Source organism: Actinocrispum wychmicini (assembly GCF_004345645.1).
GTDB classification, from domain to species: Bacteria; Actinomycetota; Actinomycetes; order Mycobacteriales; family Pseudonocardiaceae; genus Kibdelosporangium; species Kibdelosporangium wychmicini.
The window spans coordinates 513,903-529,127 of sequence record NZ_SLWS01000004.1 but is presented as its reverse complement, the minus strand read 5'-3'; the positions used below and the strand labels follow the sequence as shown (position 1 = coordinate 529,127).

The window sequence follows — 15,225 nt, the reverse complement described above, 5'->3', positions numbered from 1 at the left end:
CGAGCAGCGCGCCTCGGCACAACAGTGGGTCAACCGCAGACGGCTTCCATCACGCGCAGGAAGTTCGTGCCGAGGACCTTGGCGATGTCCTCGTCCGACCAGCCGCGCCCGACGAGGCCGCGGGTGATGTTCGGGAAGTCCCGGTAGTCGTCGAACCCGATCATTCCCTGGGTCGCGACCAGGCCGTCCTCGGGCCGGAAGCCGGTCTCGGCGAAGATCGGCTGGACGAGATCGCGCAGCATCCACTCGGGCAGCTGCAGGGGCCAGTCGGTGCCGATCCCGACATGGTCGACGCCGGCCACTTCGGCGACGTACTCGATGTGGTCGAGCATCGAGTTGATGGTGACCGACGATCCCGTGGCGAGGAAGAAGGGAACGGCCACGACGCCGATGAACCCGCCCGTGCCCGCGATCGCACGTAACTCTTCGTCGCTCTTTCCGCGCGCGTGTTTGAACACGCCTTGCGCCGCGGTGTGTGAGGCGACGACTGGTTTCTCCGACACCTCGCACGCGTCGAGTGTGGTCTGCCGGCCGACGTGGCCCGTGTCGACGATGATGCCGAGTTCGTTCATGACCTTGACGCTCGCGACGCCGAACGACGACAGGCCGGCGTCAGTGCGCTCCGTGCAGCCGGCCCCGACCTTGGTCATGTTGTTGTAGGTGAGCTGGCACATCCGCAGGCCGGCGTCGTGCGCGTAGCGCAGCATGTCGAAGTCACGCCACGGACCCAACATGACCTGGCTGCTGACCAGGCCGGCGTGGGTGCCGGTCTGGTGCGCGCGGCGGATGTCGGCGGCGGTCAGCGCCTTGGTCAGCCACGGGAAGTAGTCGAACTGCTTCTGCATGAACCCGAAGCTGAGCTGCCAGGAATCGTGATCGTCCGCCAGTTCCACCTGACGGTTGCCACAGGTGATGCCGCTCGCGTCCCAGTGGTCCTTCACCGCGTCCAGCCGACCCTCGAACGCCCGGCGGACGGGCAGCATCAGGCCGTCCCCGAAGGTACCCAGCTTGTCGCCGCCTCGCGCGGCCAGTGCCGAACGCAGCTCCTTGTGCATCTCCTCGTCGAACACCCGGTACCCGACCGGGCCCTGGAACAGGGCATCGACGATGACGCACTCGCGATGCAGCCGTGCGGCACGCTCCTCCTGCGCCTCGGCCAGGCCGAAGTCGAACGTGCCGAACTGTTCGGTCATCAAGATCCTCCAGAGCTTTCGTCGGTGTCAGCTGTCGCCCACGCGGCGGACGAGCCGGTCCATCAGGAACAGGAACTCCGGGTGTCCGGTTCCGTCGTCCCCGACGCTGTAGCCGAACGGCGGTTGGTTGGGGTGGTCGGCCATGGCCAGGCCGTGTTCGCCGACCGGTCGCAGCCGGACCGGCGGCGGATCCGACCGGTTGCGGCCGAGCACCGGGTCGGTGAACCTGGCCTGATAGGACAGTGCGTCGCCGTCGTCGGTGATCACCAGTTCGCAGCCCCAGCAGACGTACCGGCCGTGGTACCGGCTCGGCGCCGGCGCCGGGCCGGAAACGTCCGGGGCATCCAGTGTGGACAGACCAAACCGGTCGTGCCACAGTGCCTCGGCGAGATCCTGGTGGAACGGCATCGACGCCGCGCCCCCGTTCGCGTAGGCGATGTAGGCGGTGCCGCTGTCCGGGAGGGCGCCGACCATCGCGACGCCGCCGTAGGAGCCCCCGCCGTGGGTGAGCGCGACGCGATCGCCGTACTGCTTGCGCAACCAGCTGAGCCCGACCGAACCGGTTTCCGGCACCGGGAAGTCGAGGTGGTGGGCGGCCATCCGGTCGACCGACTCGGGGTTGAGCAAGCGCTTGGCCGCCGGATGGGTCGGCAGGTGGCTGGCCACGAAGGTCAGCGTGTCCTGCACGGAGGTGATCAGCGTCGTGCCCGCCGGGCCAAGGCATTCGGGCAGCATGAACAGTTTGCTCGGCACCATGCCGCCCTCGCCCGGCGAGTGGCCGATCGCCGTCCGGTGCAGGATCGCCTCCTTGGCCGTGAACATGCTGCGTTCCAGACCCAGCGGCGCGAACACCCGGTGCCGCATGGCGGTGGCGAAGCTCTCCCCGGTGACCACCTCGATGATCCGGCCGGCCAGCACGAAGCCGGCGTTGTTGTAGGAGAAGTACTCCCCCGGCGCGAACAGCTGACCGACATCGCGCAGCAACGGCACCCAGTTCGCGATCGCCGCGTCGCCGTCCCCGACGTCGGCGATCAGGTCCGACGCGTCGATTCCGGTCGAGTGGGTGACGAGGTGTCGGACGAGGAGGGCGTCCGCGACCCCGGGGTCACGCAGGACGAGATCCGGCAGGTAGCGCCGCACCGGACTGTCGAGGTCGACCAGGTCCTGCTCGACGAGCGACATCAGCAGCGTCGTGGTCCAGACCTTGGTGATCGATCCGGTCAGGAACAGCGTGTCCGGCGTCATCTCGACGCCGCTGTTCAGGTTCGCGACGCCGGCCGCCGCGGTCTCGACCCGGCCGTCCTCAAGGACGCCGACCACCGCACCGGGGACACCGGACCGGGCGACCAGCTCCCGCACTGTCTCCTGGAGTTCCGTCATGCGAGGTATCCCATCACCCGAGGCAGGACCGGACCGCGTCAGCGAGGTCGCGGGCCCGCCGGTCGCCGGGCGCGAAGGAGTACAGGTTTGTGACGTAGCCGAAGCCGACCTCGGCATCGGGTTCACCGAAGGCGATCGATCCGCCGGAACCCGGGTGGCCGAACGACTTCGGCCCCGCCATCTGCATCGGCGGGCAGGCTCGCCAGAACCCGAGCGACAGGTAGAAGGACCGGTCGGCCGGCAGGTCCAGGTCCGCGGGCAGGCCGTGCATCCGGGTCCGGTCGGTCTGGACTTCGATGGCCCGCTCGACGGTGGCCGGACTCAGCAGCCGCACGCCGTCGACCTCGCTGACGGTGGCGGCGTACATGCGTGCCAGCGATCGCGCGTCCGTGAGCATGTTCGCGGCCGGGAACTCGGCGGCGCGGTAGGCGCGCGAGTGCATCACCTCGGCGATGTTGTCGAAGGCGCCGCCGAGCGAGCCGGCGCGTGCCTGGATCGAGCCCTCGCCCCACACGGCGGTGATCCACCTGGTGACCGTGTCGGCGTCGAGTCCGGTGGTCTCGATCATCCCGGCGGTCAAGTTCTCCATGGTGGGCGGGACGGCCTGGTCGATCCGGGCGACCTTCGCTTCCTCCTCCTCGGGCAACCCGATGTAGGCGTTCAGGCCGAGCGGAGCGGCCACCTCGTCGGCGAAGAAGGTGCCGAGCGACTTGCCGGAGATCCGACGCACCACCTCGCCGACCAGATACCCGTAGGTGAGGGCGTGGTAGACGTGCTCGGTTCCGGGCTCCCACTCCGGCCGCTGAGCCTCCAGCGCACGGAGCACCAGGTCTCCGGCACACGCCTCCTCGAACGTGAACCGACCGTCGACGACCGGCAGGCCGGCCTGGTGCGAGAGCAGCCAGCGCACCGGGATCCGGTCCTTGCCGTTGGCGCCGAACTCCGGCCAGTACTTGACGACCGGGGCGTCCAGGTCCAGCTCACCACGCTCCACCAGCATGTGCGCACAGATCGCGGTCGCGCCCTTCGTCGTGGAGGCGGGCAGGGAGATGGTGTCCTTCTGCCAGGGGCGCTGGGTTTCGCTGTCGGCCAGCCCGCCCCAGAGGTCCACGACGGGACGACCACCGACGTAGACGCAGCACGACGCGCCCACCTCGCCGGGACTCCCCTCGAAGTTCGCGCGGAACGCGTCCGCGACCTTGCCCCAGCCGTCCTCGGTGTGTCCCCACATCGCTGTCTCGCTCTTCGTGTTCATGTCCGTCCTTAACCGATCGGCCCTGCTGGGGTCGTGTACTTGAAGCACTTGCAGCCACTGTCGAAACTGGACACGGCGGTCAGCTCCATGCCGTCGTGCCGGCCGGGCCCGAACTTGGTGGCACCGTCCACGGTGAGGGCGCTGACGAAACCCGTCCCGATCTGCTCGATGCCGGCCACGAGCTTCTCGGTCCCGCCAAGGCCGCCGCTGTTGGTCAGCCCCTGCTGCAGCAGCCGCACGGCGTCGCACGTCTGGTAGACCGTGATCTCGTCGATGATCTTCTGGACCGACAGGCCGGCGGCGCGGGCGTCCGCCATGCAGGTGTCACGCACCGCGGCCTGCGCCGCGGACGGCGCCGGCGGCTCGGTCACATCCATGATGGGGAAGCCGCCGAAACCGCGCATGTTCGTCAGCTGCTCGGGCGGGATGATGGCCATCTGGGCGGAACTGGCCTGGGGGTGGAAGAGCAGGTACTGCGGCGACCAGTTCTGCGCGTGCGCGCCCTGCGCGAAGTAGTAGATGATCCCGTTCTCGTACAACGTCAGCAACATGACGCTGTCGACGTTCTGGGACTTGAACTTCAGCGCGAACGACTGGATCAGGGCGAGGGTCGGCCCGTTGTCGGCGTACCCGTGGGCGCACTTGACCTCGCCCTTGACGAGTTCGATGCCGCCCCTGTCGGCGATCGGCTTCAGGGTCTCGTTGTAGGCGCGCTCGTTGTAGGGGCAGTCCTCGACGAGGACGCCGATCTTGCTGCCGCGGGGCAGGTACTTGGCCGCGATGGCCTTGTTCATGATGGTCTCGACGCGGCGGGTCACACTCACCGCGTTGACCGCGATCAGGCCGGGGTTGTCCTTGAACGCCTTCGCGTCGCCCACGGTCGATCCGGTCTGGCCCATGTAGAGGAGCGGCACGCCGGCCTTCGTCAGGCAACTGTTGAAGCTGTCGTTGTAGATGACGCCGTCGTAGACCACGGCCTGGACGTTGTTGTCCTTGGTGAACCGCTGGCAGACCGCTTCGAACGCGGTGTCGTGGTTGGGGGCGCTGAAGTCGATGACGTCGTCGACGACCTTGATCTGCCGGCCCTTGACGCCGCCGCCGGCATTGACCTTGTCGACCATGGCATGCGCCTCGTCGCGGTACGGACTCACGGTCCCGACGCCGTTGCGCGCGACTTCGGCGCGGGTGTCGGTGACCAGCATCCCGATCTCGATTGGACCGTCGGTGGTCGGTTTGAAGCCCGAACCGCCGGCCTTGGCATCTTTGCCGCCGCCCCCGCACGCGGCCAGGACAACAGCGCCGCAGACCGCGAGAACGGTCATCCGTGTACGCATCATCGATCCTGACTCCTCAACTCAACACCGGAGGGCTGTCGCCACGGTGGTCAACGTATGCAGATACACTATGGAGATACGCCTGCGAATGGCAAGGCCTCCGCGGCAATCTCCGCGCCGCGGGTTAGTGCCGGCGGACCACTCGGGTGGCCAGCTCCGTCAGCTTTTCGACCGTGCCGGCGCCGTGGAACGACAGCGAGTACCAGGTGTCACGATCCAGCACCTGCACCTCACTGACGGAGGCGAAAGCCTTGTCGCCCAAGTCAATGGCCTTGGCGTTCGGATACGCGAGCTTGGCCTGCTCGAACAGGTCGGCCACCTTCATGCCGTTGCTCTTGAACGCGCCGGCCAGACGGTCCTGGCTCAGCACGGTGATCGAGAAGGTCCCGCCCGAACTCGTCCAGACACACTGGTCGGCACCGGTGTCGTCCTGGTGGGTCGGCTTGCCGTCGCGGAACGGGCTGTCGAACGTAGCCTCCAGGTCACTGGGGGTCAGCAGCTTGCAGGCGCCGACCCCCTCTTCCGCGCTCTTGCCACCGCAGCCGGTGACAGTGAGCGCGAGGGCCAGTGCGGAAAGACCAATGAGGATCCTCATGGGCGGACCTCCCTCATCACGTATGGGCATACACTACGCTGATACGCCTACGATGGCGCAAGACTGCCGCGGAAGCGAGCAGCCCCGATTCTGGAGGACACAGTGGATTCCCTCTCCGGCCGCACGGCCTTCGTCACCGGTGGAGCGAACGGCATCGGGCTGGCCATCGCGTGCGCGCTCGCCAGCTGGGGTGTCTCGGTCGCGGTGGCCGACCTCGACGAACCGGCCCTGCGACGAGCCGAGGCCGAGCTGTCGACGGTGACGCGTGCCCGGTCCTACCGGCTCGACGTCCGCGATCGGCAGCGGTATGCCGAAGTCGCGGACACCGTGGAGGCGGAGCTCGGCCCGGTGAGCATCGTCGTCAACAACGCCGGCATCCTCGACTCCGTCTCGCCGGCACGGATGGACCACACCCTGTGGGACTACGTCATGGGAGTCAACGCGAACGGCGTCTACAACGGACTCCAGGCGTTCGTGCCGCGGATGATCGAACGCGGGCTCGGTGGACACATCGTCAACACCGCTTCGGCCGCCGGTCTCTTCGTCGACGGCCAGTCCCTGCTGTACAGGTCAGGATTCCTCTACCACGCCTCGAAGTTCGCGGTGGTCGGCCTGAGCGAGTCGCTGCGCGTGGAGCTGGCCCACCACGGGATCGGCGTCAGCGTCCTCTGTCCCGGGCCGGTGGCCACTGACGGCCTGGACAACGCCCGGCGGCTGCGTCCGGCGGACGCGCCGGAGCGTTCGGCGAAGGTCGAGACGATCCTGGCAGCTGCCCAGAACATGGTGCGCGATCAGGGTGTTCAGCCGTCGGTCGTGGGCGAGCTCGTCGTCGACGCGATCATCCACAACCGGCCCTACATCCTCACGGCCGCCGACAACGCCGCCCCGATCCGGGCCCGGATGGAAGCGTTGCTCGACGCCGTTCCGACAGACCGGCTCGAGTAGCCCGCACCCGTCAGAGGGCCGCGCCGGAACGCTCGATCGCGGTGATGCTCCCGCCCAAATACGCGTCAACGACTCGCGGGTGGGTACGGACGACGTCCGGTGGGCCTTCGGCGATGAGACCGCCGTCGGCCATCGCGATGACGCGATCGGAGATCCCCATGATCAGCGGGATGTCGTGCTCGATGACCACGAGGGTCAGGTCGAGCTCGCGCTTGAGCTCGACCAGCAGGTGCCCGAGCGCCTCGGTCTCGCGCTGGGCGACGCCGCTGGACGGCTCGTCGAGCAACAGGCACGTCGGCCGCAGCGCCACGAGGCAGGCGATCTCGGTGATGCGGCGGGTGCCGGTCGAGAGCTCCTGGATGGGTTTGTCCCGATAGCGGTCGAGGCCCATCGCGGCGATGAGAGCACGGGCCTGGCGTTCCTTCTTCCGTTCGCCGAGCATCACGCCCAGCGTCGACGTCAGGAAGCCGGTCGGTTGCACCCGCTCAAGCGAGAGCATGACGGTCTCTTTCACGGTCATCGTCGGGAACAGCGCGGCGTCCTGGAACGACCGGATCAGTCCGCGCCGCGCGCGTCCCTCCGGGCCGACCTTGCTGATGTCCGTGCTGTTGAAGAAAACCTGACCGTTGTCCGGTTTGGTGAAGCCGCCGAGCAGCTCGAAGGTCGTCGTCTTGCCGGCGCCGTTCGGACCGATCAGGCCGACCGTCTCGCCGGCACGTACCTCGAACGACACCCCGCGTACAGCGTGCACGCCGCCGAAACTCTTCCGAAGATCGCGCGCTTCAAGCAGCGTCACGCCCTTGGCAGGAGCCGGACCGGGCTCGCTGACGCGCAGATCGCTGATCCGGACGCCTTGGGCCGTCACTGTCGGGTCAGCCGGGTCGTCGCCGGCGTACAACGGTTCGGGGTCGATGCCGTGCCGTCGGGCGATGAACTTCACGATCCAGTCCCGGACCGGGGCGAAGACCTGGATCAGACCGCCGGGCTTCCACAGGATGAGGAGCAGCACGCCGAACTTCGTCGCGGCCAGCCCGATGTTGCCGATGTCCAGCAGCGGCAGGCCGAGTACCCAGATCGCCCCCAACACCGGCCCGATCAGCGCGGACATGCCACCGAGCACCGTCATGACGGCGATGTCGATGCTCGCGGTCGTCGGGAACGACCCAGCGCTGATGCTGGACAGGGAGTGCGCGTAGGTCGCGCCGCCGATGCCGGCGATGAACCCGCCGACCAGATAGCCCTGGAGCTTGACGAGACTCGTCCGCACGGCGAACGCGCGCGCGTTCTCCTCGTTGTCGCGGACGGCGACGAGCAGGCGGCGGAAACCGCTGCGTCGGATGTTCCACGCCAGGGCCAGGGATACGACGAACAGCGCCAGCGCGAAGTAGTAGTAGTCACCACCGGTGTCCAGCGGGCCGTCGAGCGGCCAGCCGGCGGGTTTCCCGGGATCCTGCCCCTCCCCGAGCATCCACTGCTGGGTGAGCAGCCACGCCGGGGCGGCGAGCGCGAAACCGAGCGTGGTGACGGTGAGCATGAGGCCACGGATGCGGAGCGCGGGCAGGCCGATCACGACCGAGACGAGCCCCGCGCCAAGGCCGGCAAGGAGGAGCGCGAGCGCGAAGTTGCCGGAGGTACTCGACACCTGGAACGAGATGACCGCGCCGATCGCGGCGACAGCGAACTGGCCGAGCGTCAGTTGCCCACCGAGGCCGGTCAGGACACCGATCGACAGGCCGACGATCGAGAAGGCGATGATGCCGGTGAGGGTCACCGCCAGGCTGTTGGAGACGAAGAGCGGCACGATCGCGAGCGCCGCGATGGCCGTGATCGTGAAGGTCGGGCCCAGTGCGCGAACCGCCCACAGGCCGCGTAGCTTCTCCGGGACCGCGCGCAGGCCCTGCACCGCGGCCCAGCTGCCCTTCTCCTCGTCGCGACCTCCTCGCCGGCGCTGCACCAGCAGCGTCACAAGAATAATGAGGAACATGGCCACCTCGACGAGCCCCGACTGCGGGTAGTTCCACAGCAGCAGCTGTTCGAGGACGCCCAGACCGACACCGCTGGCCAGAGCGATCGGCATGCTCCGCATCCGGCCGATGACAGCGGCGGTCAGTGCGCGCAACAGCAACGCGGGACCGAAGCTGTCAGCACCGACGAAGCCCTGCGTCGGTGCGGTGAGGATCGCGGTGAAGGCCGCGAGGGCACCGGCGATCGCCCAGGCCAGCGTGGACATCCGGCTCGCGAAGATGCCGGACATCCGCGCGGCTTCCGGGTTGGCCGCCGACGCGCGGACGGCGAGCCCGAACCGCGACCGCTTCAGGAACACCACGATCGCGAGAACGACCAACGGCGACAGGAACAGCATGCCGGAGTAGGCCTGCGTCACGTGCAGGTCACCGACGTCGAAGGCGGGCAGCCACGCCGGTTGCGGGTACAGCGGTCCGGACGCGGTGGAGTTGATGAGCGTGGCGACGACCGCCAGGAGCTGGCCGACGCCCAACGTCGCGACGATGGACACGATCCGCGGTGCGCTGCGCAGCCGCCGTACGACGCCTGTCTCGGCAGCGGCCGCGGTCGCCGCGGACACGATAAGCGCCATCGCGAACGCGATCCAGTACGGAATGTGCCACTGCACAGCGGCGACGCCGAAGAACGCCGCTCCGAACGCGCCGATCTGCCCGTGCGCGAAGTTGATGATGCGGTTGCTCCGGTAGACCAGCACGATGCCGACCGCCAGCAGGCCGTAGGTCATCCCGACGATCGCGCCGAGCAGGATCACCGGGAGCGGTGTCGCTGCCTGGATGACGTCGTACTCGTCGAGGATCGCGGACACGATCTTGGTCAGGACGACCGCGACCACGAACGCCAGGATCTGCAGCAACGGCTTGCGTGCGCGCCGGAGCAGGGCGGTCACTTCGCTGCTCCCGCGCCGTGCAGGAAGACCGCGCGCAGCAGGTCGTCGCGGGCCAACAAGTCATCTGCACGGCCGTCGAAACGCATCTCGCCCTTTTCCATGAAGTACGCGTGGTCAACGAGGTTCAGCGCGATGTTCACCGACTGCTCGACCAACACCACCGCGGTGCCGTCGGCGTTGATCCGCCGGACCATGTCCAGGAGCTGGCCGACGATCACCGGGGCCAGGCCGAGCGAGAGCTCGTCGATGAGCAGCAGCCGCGGCCGGAGCATCAGCGCCTTGGACAGCCCGAGCATCTGTTGCTCGCCGCCCGACAACGTCGAGGCGACCGAGTTGCGGCGCTCATACAGGCGCGGGAACGCCTCGAAGCACGTCTCGATCCCTCGCTCGACCGATCCACGCTCCATTGTGTACCCGTAGCTGCGCAGGTTCTCCACGACCGTCATCGGCCCGAAGACCGCGCGCCCGCCGGGTATCTGCGTGATGCCCAGCCGCATCCGGCGTTCGGCGTCGAGGTAGGTGATCTCCTGCCCGCGGTAGCGCACGCTGCCCGCGGTGGGCAGGCCGATTCCGGAGATGACCTTGAGCAATGTCGACTTCCCGGCACCGTTGACACCGAGCAGCGCCACCATCTCACCGTCGTCGATGGTGAAGTTCACGTCGAAGAGGACCTGCAGCTGGCCGTAGGAGAAGTCGACACCGCGGCAGGACAGCATCGGCAGGTGCCCGCCGCTGTGCTTGATCCGGCGGATCTCCTCGTCCTCGACCACCTCGTCGATCATCCGGTCCAGGTCGTTCTCGATGAACCGGCCGGCGCTGGCGATGATGAACGCGCCGATCACGCCGGGGACGGCGATGGCGACCATCGTGCCGCCGACCCCGAACTGGTCCTGGACGCCGGTCAGCAGCACGGCGCCGACCGCGCCGCCGACCGCGATGAAGATCCCGGCAAGCGCTTGCGCGTGCGGTCGCATGTGCGCCGGAATGATCGAGAGCATGGAGATGCCGAGCATCGGCTGCAGCAGCCCGAGGCAGCCGCCGGCGATCCCGAAGGAGAGCAGCATCGGCACAAACGCCGGCATCAGCCCGCCGAGCGCGGCGAAGACGACGGTCCCCGCCAGGAGGAAGCCGGCAGCCCGCAGTACCCGCACCGGCGAGGCACGGAACTGCCTTTCGCCGCGGCTGCCGTAGACGAGCAGCGCGATGACGCCGATCCCGAAGAACATCGAGAAGAACAGACCGCGTTGCCCCGGCCCGAGGTTCCACCGCTGTTCGAGGAACACCGAGGTGAACGTGCCGAGCGGCACGGTGAGCACGCCGTACACCGCGAACCCGGCGTAGACCCGCCGGGTGGTGGGAATGAGCAGGACACGGCGGCAGATCTCCCAGAACCCGAGCGCGACGTCCTCGGCGGACAGTGCGTCGGCCGCCTCGCCGTGCTCCTGACGCACCCTGGCACGCAGCTGTTCGGTGTCCCACTTCCCGTAACCGGGGTCGCGCAGCCTGATGGCACAGAGGGTCAAGAGGAGCGAGGTGATGCCAAGGGCCAGGAAGACGCCACGCCAACTGAGGCCGGCGACGGAGGCGAGAATGCCCACCAAGAGAGGCGCGAGCGCTTGGCCGAAGGTGCCGATCGCGGTGTACGCCGTCAGCGCGCGTACCCGCGCGGGCGGCGGGTAGCTGTCGACGATGATCGGTGCGTGCAGGGCGTGGACCGACCCCGTGGCGAGCCCGTCCAGACAGAGGATGAAGATGAGCGTCACCAGCGAGGTGACGAATCCGGTTGTCAGCGTGATGGCGCTCCACGCGATCCCGGTGAGGATGCAGAGCAACGCTCGCCGCGCCCGGGACTGCGACAAACGCGCTATCGGCAGCGGTGCGACCGCGATCGCGAGCTGGAACAGCGCGCGTGCGCCGACGACGGCTCCGATGGAGATGCCAAGCGTGCGGCTGATCTCCGGGGTGAGCACCGTGAACGCGTAACTCTGGAAAGCGCCGGTGACGAACAACAGTCCCAAAGCGACGACCGGGTAGTAGCTCAGACCGTGCTTCCGGACCAACGCCCGGAAACTCTCCGTCTTCCCGTCGCCGGTGACACCCAGCGTGGCTCGCGCCTTCTCGCGCAGCGCCGCGCTCGTCCGTTCGACTTCCGTGAGGTCAGCATCGTCGCTCACCCGCGGGTGTGACACGTCAGAAACCCACCTTCTTGATCCGGAGAGCGATCTCCCACGCCGACTCACCGATGCGACGTCCGGCGGTGTCCATCAGCACGATCGTGACGGCGTGCAGTTGCAACTCCTCCTTGCTCCCCGGGAGATTCGGGATCTGGGGAATCTCGAACGACTGGTTCGTCGTGGTGTAGACGCCGTGGTTGGCCAGGTAGGTCTCGTTCGGACAGTTCGGCGCCCCTTCGCACAACGTGTCGCCTTCGGCCACGTCGGCCAGCGTGTGGCCGGGCTTGACGGTCTTCTGGTCGACGAAGATCGCGAAGTACCCGACGCCGCGCGACGGTGGCTCGCTGCCCTGCCCCGCGATCCGGAAGTCGTCCATCTGCCAGGCGATGGCGACCGGTGGCCGCACGGTCGACCGGACCTCCGGGCTGACGAAGTGCAACCGATCGTCAACACGGAAGTTCAGGTCGGCCAAACTGGTGCCACATCCCGCCAACGCGACAACAGCGAAGACCGCCGTCAGGCCGCGAACTGGCCAGCGTCCACCTTGCACAGTGCACCCTTCGCGTCGATCACGTATAGACGTACACTATGACGATACGCCTCAGATTGCGCAAGCCTCCGCGACAACGTCACCCCACGTCAGCACACGGTTCAACGGCGGCGAGCGGTGACGATCCATGCCCGCGAGTCGAAGTAGACGCCGCCGTCGGTGGTGTGGGCGTCGAGGGTGGCGCGAAGCCGTGCGCGTGCTTGTTCCGCCGCCGCGGCGTCGAGGTCTTTGAATTCCCACAGGCGGAGCACGGCATCGAAGGCGGTGGCACTGTCCGGGCCGTAGTAGACGGGCTCGTGCACGTCGGTGAAGCTGACTTCGGCGAAGCCGGCCGCCGCCAGGACGCCTTCCGTGACGGCCGGGTCGGCGAGTGAGAACGGGTCGCCTGACGCGGCGGTGAAGGTCGGGCGGATCGCAGTGGCCCACTCATTGCGGTCGTGCTGTTGCCAGACCAGTAGCACCAGGCGCGCCGCGGGACGCAGAGCGCGCCCGATGTTGGTGAACGCGGCGACCGGGTCGGCGAAGAACATCGTTCCGAACCTGCTGATACAGAGGTCGAACCGGCCCGGTGGAAAGCGGTGCACCTGGGCGTCCGCCTGCTGGTAGGTGACGTTGGCCAGGCTCTGGTCGTCGCTGAGCCGACGGGCCCGTTCGAGCATCGGCGCGGAGAGGTCGACGCCCACCGCGCTTCCGGCGATGGCGGCACGGGCGGCCTCACGCGTGGACTGGCCTGTGCCACAGCCGATATCGAGCACACGGTCGCGAGGGCCGGCCCCGGCAGCGGCGCGGAAGAGTTCGTTGTGCGGGCGCAATTCCGCGTCGTAGTCGAACAGCGCCGTCACTGGATGCCCTCGGCCGGGCCGTCGCGGAGTACGCCTCGCACCTGGTCCAGCGACACTGTGTCCGGCTCGAACTCCGCCAGCCACCACGTGGCGCCCGCCTTGGCGTAGGGCGCGGGATCGGTGCCGGGTGGGAGGGCGGCGGCGATGTCGAAGGGCGCCGTGGCGTCCTGGCGGAGGCCGGTGATGGTGGCGACGACGTCGGCGAGCTGTTCCGGGCGTTCGAGATTGACCGGGAAGAAACCGTCGTGCCGGGCGGCGCGGCGCAGCGGTTTGACGTTACCGGGAAATCCCGCGGCCCACACCGGCACACCGGGGCGCTGAACCGGCCTGGGCAGGAAGGAGACGCCGTCGACGGTGTAGTGCCGGCCGTGGTGGTGCACCGGCCCGCCGGACCACGCGGCGGCGAGAATCTCCAGTGACTCGTCGAGCATCTGGCCCCGCTGCCGATCATCCAGCTCCTCGCCGGTCGCGGACAGCTCCTGGGCGAAGCGGTCGCTGCCGAGACCGACACCGAGCGTGAGGCGGCCACCGCTGAGCAGATCCAGCGTCGCGGTTTCCTTGGCCACCTTGGCCGGCCGGCGGCGGGCAAGCGGGGTGACCATGGGGCCGAACCGCAGGCGTTCGGTGGCGGTGGCGATCGCGGCCAGCGTGATCCACGGGTCGGCCACCTGCCGGACCGGCTCCCGCCAGCGCACGTGGTCCCAGACGAACACGCCGTGCCAGCCCGCCTCCTCCGCCTCGGCGGCGAGCCGTGCGACCACCACCGGATCGGCGAGTTCGTCGAAGATCGGCAGCCAGAGCGCCGACCGCAACCCGGTCATCGTCCGCCGCCTCGGGTGTGCTGGAGCAGAGCCGGGACGACCACGTCCCACAGTGGGTGATCTTTCATAATCGCCACACTAGGCCAGGCTGTTTATCATCAAAAGCGATAGTTTTCGATCGATTCAATCGTACTTGGCGATAAATAAGGTGGTCGCGGAGACCGGCAGGATGAGTCGTCGCTGATCGGCTGAACCCTTTTCGGTAGGTGTCGAACCACAACATGTCGGACAAGGAAATGCTGACACAGTCCGGAAAAGGGATACCGTTGACGGCATGCCGGTTGATGTGCCGTACTCCTTGCGAGTGATGGCGCGGGAGCGGCGCGGGGCGTGGCAGTTGCGTCTCACGCCGGGAAACGTCCCGGCTGTGCTCGCGCCGCTGGTGTGGGTCCTGATGATGATGACCAACGTGTTCGTGGGGACCGCCGCGGTCGCCGCGGCCCTGCTACCGTTCGCCGGTCTCTATTGGGATCTCCACGCTCCGAGCGCACCCCCCGTCCTCAGCGAGGTCGCGTTGCTCCCGGCGGTGCTGTTACCGTGCTGGCTCGTCAGTGCCCTGGTCGCGTGCTTGGCCAAGGCGATGGTGTTGTTCACCGTGGGGTTTCGGCAGATCGAGCTGTGGCCGCTGGCCGCGCCGACGCGGGTGGTGGTGACCGGCTGGGTTCGCCGGGTGGTGATCGACAGTGCCGATCTGACCAGTGTCCTGGTCCGCCACCGGACCGGTTTCTGGGCAGAGTCGTGGGACTTGGTGCTGCGCGCCGGCACCGTCACCGTGGTGTGTCGGCCCACGATCATCTTCACCGTCCTCGGACCACGCAGGCACGTCGAAGCCGAGGTGCTGGCCGACTGGCTCCGCGAGGTCCTCGGCCCCGCTGAAGTCATTGTCCGCCACTACGATCCTGGCTCCGGCTCCCGCCGGTTCGGCGCGACCTGGGTGTCAGCGAACACGGCCGCCACGATCTTGGGGATTCCCAAGTACAAGGTCCCCGCCCTTGCCGACTCCGATGGTGTGTACGCCATCACCAGAAAAGGCACGCGAGTGTTCAACCGCTACGACATCGAGGACTGCGCCAGTCGAGCACGAGCGATCGAGCAAGGTTGACGTCGATTCCCTCCGGCGGTGGACGTTCCCGGTGACTCGGCCGCCGGGTAACCCGTTTGCTTCGACACGCCACCTGGTCAGGTGACGTGCGTGTCGCTGTGCATGGCCAATCCGCTGAATCTC

At 68.0% G+C, this 15,225-nt stretch carries 12 protein-coding genes; 2 read left to right on the top strand and 10 right to left on the bottom strand.

Annotation, left to right across the window (positions count from 1 at the left end):
• Positions 1-29: 29 nt before the first annotated feature.
• From EV192_RS20465 to EV192_RS20445, 5 genes are all read right to left on the bottom strand, one after another.
• Positions 30-1,193, bottom strand: coding sequence for a dipeptidase (locus tag EV192_RS20465; RefSeq protein WP_132117647.1), 1,164 nt, complete (start codon positions 1,191-1,193; stop codon positions 30-32).
• Between the two features lie 27 nt (positions 1,194-1,220).
• The gene (locus tag EV192_RS20460; protein WP_165960511.1) at positions 1,221-2,573 is read right to left on the bottom strand and encodes a serine hydrolase domain-containing protein; all 1,353 of its coding nucleotides are present in this window, start codon (positions 2,571-2,573) and stop codon (positions 1,221-1,223) included.
• A gap of 13 nt (positions 2,574-2,586) precedes the next feature.
• Entirely contained in the window at positions 2,587-3,828 is a 1,242-nt protein-coding gene (locus tag EV192_RS20455; protein ID WP_132117643.1) for a serine hydrolase domain-containing protein, read from the bottom strand.
• An 8-nt stretch (positions 3,829-3,836) separates the two neighbouring features.
• Positions 3,837-5,162, bottom strand: a complete 1,326-nt coding sequence (locus tag EV192_RS20450) for an ABC transporter substrate-binding protein (protein ID WP_207926150.1) — start codon at positions 5,160-5,162, stop codon at positions 3,837-3,839.
• Positions 5,163-5,286: 124 nt separating this feature from the next.
• Entirely contained in the window at positions 5,287-5,757 is a 471-nt protein-coding gene (locus tag EV192_RS20445) for a hypothetical protein (protein WP_132117639.1), read from the bottom strand.
• Between the two features lie 102 nt (positions 5,758-5,859).
• On the opposite strand from EV192_RS20445, the gene EV192_RS20440 reads away from it, so the two are divergent.
• On the top strand, positions 5,860-6,702 hold the full coding sequence (locus tag EV192_RS20440) for an SDR family oxidoreductase (RefSeq protein WP_132117637.1): 843 nt from the start codon (positions 5,860-5,862) through the stop codon (positions 6,700-6,702).
• Positions 6,703-6,712: 10 nt separating this feature from the next.
• Here the strand turns inward: EV192_RS20440 and EV192_RS20435 are convergent, their stop codons facing one another.
• From EV192_RS20435 to EV192_RS20415, 5 genes are all read right to left on the bottom strand, one after another.
• Positions 6,713-9,613, bottom strand: a complete 2,901-nt coding sequence (locus EV192_RS20435) for a branched-chain amino acid ABC transporter permease/ATP-binding protein (RefSeq protein WP_132117635.1) — start codon at positions 9,611-9,613, stop codon at positions 6,713-6,715.
• Positions 9,610-11,787 carry an MFS transporter gene (locus EV192_RS20430; RefSeq protein WP_165960510.1) on the bottom strand — a complete coding sequence of 726 codons (2,178 nt, stop codon included), beginning with the start codon at positions 11,785-11,787 and terminating at the stop codon, positions 9,610-9,612. The genes EV192_RS20435 and EV192_RS20430 overlap by 4 nt, the downstream gene beginning before the upstream one ends.
• 16 nt (positions 11,788-11,803) lie before the next feature.
• A complete protein-coding gene (locus EV192_RS20425) occupies positions 11,804-12,337 on the bottom strand; it encodes a hypothetical protein (protein ID WP_132117631.1) in 534 nt (177 codons plus the stop codon).
• Between the two features lie 101 nt (positions 12,338-12,438).
• Positions 12,439-13,179, bottom strand: coding sequence for a class I SAM-dependent methyltransferase (locus EV192_RS20420; protein ID WP_207926149.1), 741 nt, complete (start codon positions 13,177-13,179; stop codon positions 12,439-12,441).
• Positions 13,176-14,000, bottom strand: coding sequence for an LLM class flavin-dependent oxidoreductase (locus EV192_RS20415; protein ID WP_132117629.1), 825 nt, complete (start codon positions 13,998-14,000; stop codon positions 13,176-13,178). Before EV192_RS20415 ends, EV192_RS20420 begins: the two co-directional genes overlap by 4 nt.
• 274 nt (positions 14,001-14,274) lie before the next feature.
• On the opposite strand from EV192_RS20415, the gene EV192_RS20410 reads away from it, so the two are divergent.
• The gene (locus EV192_RS20410) at positions 14,275-15,102 is read left to right on the top strand and encodes a hypothetical protein (RefSeq protein ID WP_132117627.1); all 828 of its coding nucleotides are present in this window, start codon (positions 14,275-14,277) and stop codon (positions 15,100-15,102) included.
• Positions 15,103-15,225: the final 123 nt, after the last annotated feature.